Source organism: Aquiflexum sp. (assembly GCF_977115555.1).
Window position 1 is genome coordinate 1 of sequence record NZ_CDSBKL010000317.1, and the last position, 4,964, is coordinate 4,964.

Below are 4,964 nucleotides of genomic sequence, written 5' to 3' on the forward strand. Positions count from 1 at the left end.
CTTACCTCCTACTAACTTCTTTGATGGCGTAGCAGTTGGCCAATCGGGTGATATCTATGTGTCGGGTGGAGGTAAGAATGTGATTTACCGCATCTCAAAAAATTGAGGTTCTTTGCGCCCAAATAAAAAATTAAATTAAACGATTTCCACTTTTTGACCATTTAAAGCGACCATCTCCCCCTTTTCCACTGCGAAAAGGGGGATTTTTTTTATTCAATTATTCCAAGTTTATTTTCATGCTTTTCCAAGTTTCCCTGCTACTCCAGAAACTGGATCATGCTATTCCAAAAACTGCTTCAGGAGCAGCATCCAAACAGGTATTTTGATTTATCCAACTGGAAAAAATAAAAAAACAGAATTAGTTTTGAGGTTTATTCCTAAATTTAAAATCAAATTATCCTCCAATGAACAACGTATCAAATTTATTAAAGGGGCTCACGTTTATGGTCTTCATGCTTTTAGGCAGTTGCTACCCGGTGGAACCGGAATTTGTATCAGACTTTGATTCTGTATTTACCGAAAAATCAGACCCTGATTTTGATTTTGGCAATCCTGACATCAAAACATATTATTTGGCAGATACGGTTATTGTTTTAACCGATCCCGATGCTTCTGATACAGATCTTGAAGTGGATTTGGACCTAGTATTAAATCGGGTTCGCGCCAATATGAACCAAGCGGGATACACCGAAATTTCAGATTTTAATCAGGCTTTGCAAGCTGACTACCTTGTTTTAGTCAGTGTAAACCGTGCCGACAACTACTTTTCCACTTGGTGGGTCGGTTGGGGTGGCTGGGGAGGTTGGGGCTGGGGAGGCTGTTGCTTTTTTCCTCCTCAAATGACTACCTCCAATATTCGTACCGGTGATATTATAGTAGAGCTCCTTGACGGGAAATCACTTTCTCCCCAAAACGAAATTATACCCGAGGTATGGTTTGGCGTTGGGTCAGGTTTATTTAGGGGTAGCAATACAAACCTAACGAACCGCACCTTGAGAGCTATTGATCAAATGTTTATTCAATCACCTTATCTTAATCGCTAAACAATGAAAAAAGTACTGTTTTTTATAGCAATCATCATTTTTAGCATCTCAGCAAATGCCCAAACGAATAGAATTCGGGTACCTAACTTTCGGCAAAATAACTTTCGGATAAACTATGATGTGGCTGTTCCTTTAGGAAAAATGTCAAATGATTTTATCAACAGCATGTCCTGGCGAGGGGTAAGTATAGAAAACCGATGGGCAGTTAAACCCAAAATTACAGCCGGGTTTTTGATTGGCTGGCAGGTTTTTGCTCAGCGCTTTGATAATTACACTTTAGAATTTGACAATGGCAATTCCGCTTTAACCGGAAATCAATTTCGGACAATAAATACCTTCCCGATTCAAGGGAATGTGCATTATACTTTTCTGGATAATTCAGCTATTTTACCATGGGTGGGAATGGGAATTGGAACAGCTTATTCCAATCAAGTAATGCAAGTGGGTTTTTATGAAGACCGTAGAAATATCATGAGTCTTTCCCTCACCCCTCAAGCAGGTATTGATATTCCTATTGATAAAGTCAGTTCGATAAGTTTTAGTACACGTTACAATTTATTTCTACATAGCAATCAGGCCTTCAACTACTCGTTTCTGGTGTTTAGCGTCGGGCTAAAGCAAAGCTATTTTTAGTAATCCAAGCCTTGTCGAAAGGTTTAAATAAATTGCTTTACCATTCCAATTCACATCGCTTGCTGTCCTGCTTCTCCAGAAGCAGGTTTTAAAGCATAGCCAAAAGACTTCCCGCTGTCCTGCTTCTCCTGAAGCAGGACTTTAAACAAAACCCAATACCTGCTTCCGGAGTATCAGCTTAAGAAAATAACGGCACCGATTCTCAAATTCATGATTCATCCCCAAGGGTATACTGATTTTTCTCCGCAGCCATGCCGCCCAAAATCAGCCACTTTCCATCCACTTTTTTCCAGGTATGGGTAAACTTATAGGTTTCTTTCCTGACTACTTTATCGTCTTTGTCCGTCCAAAAATAATCTGTATCGTAAAATACCATCACCACATCTTCAATGGCATTTGAAGCCTTTTTATGAAGTTTATAGCTGTATTTAAGATCCGGATCTTTATGTAAATCAGGGATCCATGAAGCGATTTTACTTTTGTCTGATACACCATCGCCAAAACTAGGGTAACCAATAAAATCTTTGTGCCAAAGCGTTTTGTAGGCTACAGTGTCAATATTCTGGACATACTCCCAATACAGTTCCTCCATGCGCCAAGCCTCATCTTCCATTTCTGATTTGCTGAGGCTAGGTGTGAGAGTTTCAGAAATAGAAGAATTTTCAATTTTCGGCCCGCAACTTGAAAAGCAAACTGAAACAAGTACTGCGAATATTAAGGAAAGGATGGAATTGATTTTTTTCATCGTTTTGAATCTTTGGGCTCAATTTTATTTTTTCATGATGTCCTACTTCTCCTGAAGCTGGTCTATAGCTTGATTCTAAATGCTGCTTCTGGAGAAGCAGCCTAACTTAGTGAAGAAGCAGCATAGCGAATGATTATTTATTTAATCGATTATATTTTTTGAGTATATCCACCAGCAATCCATGTGGCAAGGCATGGGACTTATTTCCATTGATGCCTTCCATAGTTTCGGCTGCGATCATGGCATTGATGATGGCTTCTTCGACAGCCTGCACCGTCGCTTCGAGCAAAGGATCGATCAGGTCATTGGGCAGCATGTCCACTTCAGAGAAATCATCCCGCTGAAAAGCGTCAGGATTGGCAGTGGAAAAAGCAATAAAAATATCCCCCGAACCATTGGTTCCGATTCCTCCTGTGAGTCCGATCCCGATTGGAACCCGATTGGCAATCCGCTTCAACTGATGCGGAAGCAAAGGTGCGTCGGTCGCGACTACCACGATGATGGACCCATCTCCTTCTTGCCGGTAGGACTGCGGTGGCAATTTCAATTCGTTGTTCAAGGTATCCATCAACTCCTTTCCTACCGGAACTCCGGCAATGGTCAAAGAGGATTTCCTTCCAAAATTAGCCTGAACCAATGCCCCAACTGTATAAGAAGAACCTTTGATCTTGACTATTCTAGAGGATGTCCCTGTTCCGCCTTTGAAACCCAAACACATCATTCCGGTGCCTCCCCCCACATTTCCTTCTACTATTTTTCCTGTTGAAGCATTTTCAATCGCTTCCAGCACATGTTCTTCCTTGACGTGAAATCCGTAAATGTCATTCAAAAACCCATCGTAAGTCTCTGCCACCACAGGATAAGTGTACCACCATTCTTCCCCTTTGTACCAATCTGTATCCACATACCACTTCAATACTGCATCTCTCACAACACCTACACTGTTGGTATTGGTGATCATGATAGGAGTTTCCAAAAATCCGGATTCCGTCAGCCAAGTGGTTCCGGTCATTTCCCCGTTTCCATTGAGGCTGTACCAATTGGCAAAAACAGGGCTGAATTTTTGTGCTTTTCCCCTTGGGAAAATCGCCGTGACACCTGTTCTGACAGGGCCTTTGCCGACGATATTTTCTCCGTTTCCTGAGATGATGGTGCTGTATCCTACCTCCACCCCTTTTACATCGGTGATGGCATTCCATTGGCCAGTGGTTCCGTTAAATGGCACGCCTAAATCTCTGGCGCGGGGTTTTTGGGAGTAGGCTGTAGTCCATAGAAAAGTTATGATTAATAGCGTGAATAGTCTTTTCAATTCCATTTTCATATAATTCATTTTGTTAACTTTCCTTCAATATTTAAAGCCCTCCATTCATGCTTCCGTCATCGTTTCTTAGAAGAAAGAAGCAAAAAGAAAAAGTACAATACGTCTAAAAATCGGTGTCATAGACCTGCGATTTAGCCTATGAATTAAGCCAAATTACTTAGAAATCAACCTCATTTTCAGGATTCTCACTTCTGTGACCGGCCGATCCGGCCTTTTGGTTTCTACCGCAGCAATTGCATCCACTACTTCTAAACCTGAAATCACCTCTCCATAAATCGTATAGTTCTGGTCCAAATGTGGCGACCCTCCTATTTCCTTATAGACTTGCCGATGCGATTCTGGAATGACATAGCGTTCAAAATTTGTGTAGTTTTCCGCAATTTTTGTCAGGCTATCATTGAGTATTTTTACTTGGAGCGTATCCTGTGCCGTTCTTGCTTTTTCGAGTGAATCCAAAAGCGGCTTAGTATCCAAGTCATTCACAGCATAGTGACGCGCCAGCATTTTATTGATTCGGCCTTCATTGTGATCAAGTGAACTATCAGTATGGATGATTCCCTGCACAATATAAAACTGCGTACTACTCGAAGCACGTTCTGGATTGCCGGTTCTAGCAGCTGCCAACACTCCTTTTTTATGAAAAAGAGCTGTACGGATTTCCGCAGGAACCTGGTAATTTAAATCCGATCCGCCCAAAGGAACGGTGTCATTTGCATATTTACTTTTGGTATCGCCTGCTTGAATCATAAAGCCTTTGATCACCCGATGAAAAAGCAGGCTGTCGTAAGTTCCAGACTCGACAAGTTTGATAAAATTATCCCGATGCAGCGGCGTCTCGTCAGAGAGGCGCAGCACAATAGTGCCATAGTTAGTGATCATTTCGACAACAGTCTGATCTTTGGGTATTGCCCCAAGAAATAAAAATACTGAGAGGATTACCGATGCTATTTTTGCTTTCATGGTGTTGATTTAAAGATGTTAATGTAAAAAAACAGAATACCAGACTACCTACATAAGCAAACAATAGGCTATTTGGCGTTTGAGTTTGATTGATAGGTTTAATAGTCTTTTTAATTCTATTTAATGGTTATATGCTATTATGCCGACAGGCAAATTTAATTAAGTAATGGGTTGGAAGTCCCATGTAGCCATCTTTCTTTGATTTTAGCCAAAATCCATTTTGTTCAAGACAATTTTTGGCAAATAAGCGTACAACCATATT

The 4,964-nt window shown here is 41.0% G+C and carries 5 protein-coding genes; 2 read left to right on the top strand and 3 right to left on the bottom strand.

Annotation, left to right across the window (positions count from 1 at the left end):
* Positions 1–404: 404 nt before the first annotated feature.
* Entirely contained in the window at positions 405–1,043 is a 639-nt protein-coding gene (locus tag ACZFYI_RS15650) for a DUF4136 domain-containing protein (RefSeq protein WP_462525066.1), read from the top strand.
* A gap of 3 nt (positions 1,044–1,046) precedes the next feature.
* Positions 1,047–1,676 carry a hypothetical protein gene (locus ACZFYI_RS15655; protein WP_462525067.1) on the top strand — a complete coding sequence of 210 codons (630 nt, stop codon included), beginning with the start codon at positions 1,047–1,049 and terminating at the stop codon, positions 1,674–1,676.
* A 208-nt stretch (positions 1,677–1,884) separates the two neighbouring features.
* Here the strand turns inward: ACZFYI_RS15655 and ACZFYI_RS15660 are convergent, their stop codons facing one another.
* From ACZFYI_RS15660 to ACZFYI_RS15670, 3 genes are all read right to left on the bottom strand, one after another.
* On the bottom strand, positions 1,885–2,421 hold the full coding sequence (locus ACZFYI_RS15660; protein ID WP_462525068.1) for a nuclear transport factor 2 family protein: 537 nt from the start codon (positions 2,419–2,421) through the stop codon (positions 1,885–1,887).
* Positions 2,422–2,554: 133 nt separating this feature from the next.
* A complete protein-coding gene (locus ACZFYI_RS15665) occupies positions 2,555–3,742 on the bottom strand; it encodes a DmpA family aminopeptidase (RefSeq protein ID WP_462525069.1) in 1,188 nt (395 codons plus the stop codon).
* 153 nt (positions 3,743–3,895) lie between these two features.
* The gene (locus ACZFYI_RS15670; RefSeq protein WP_462525070.1) at positions 3,896–4,702 is read right to left on the bottom strand and encodes a peptidylprolyl isomerase; all 807 of its coding nucleotides are present in this window, start codon (positions 4,700–4,702) and stop codon (positions 3,896–3,898) included.
* Positions 4,703–4,964: the final 262 nt, after the last annotated feature.

Coding starts and splice junctions, on each gene's coding strand:
- ACZFYI_RS15670 (WP_462525070.1), bottom strand. CDS start 4,702: ATGAAAGCAAAAATAGCATCGGTAATCCTCTCAGTATTTTTATTTCTT.
- ACZFYI_RS15665 (WP_462525069.1), bottom strand. CDS start 3,742: ATGAAAATGGAATTGAAAAGACTATTCACGCTATTAATCATAACTTTT.
- ACZFYI_RS15655 (WP_462525067.1), top strand. CDS start 1,047: ATGAAAAAAGTACTGTTTTTTATAGCAATCATCATTTTTAGCATCTCA.
- ACZFYI_RS15650 (WP_462525066.1), top strand. CDS start 405: ATGAACAACGTATCAAATTTATTAAAGGGGCTCACGTTTATGGTCTTC.
- ACZFYI_RS15660 (WP_462525068.1), bottom strand. CDS start 2,421: ATGAAAAAAATCAATTCCATCCTTTCCTTAATATTCGCAGTACTTGTT.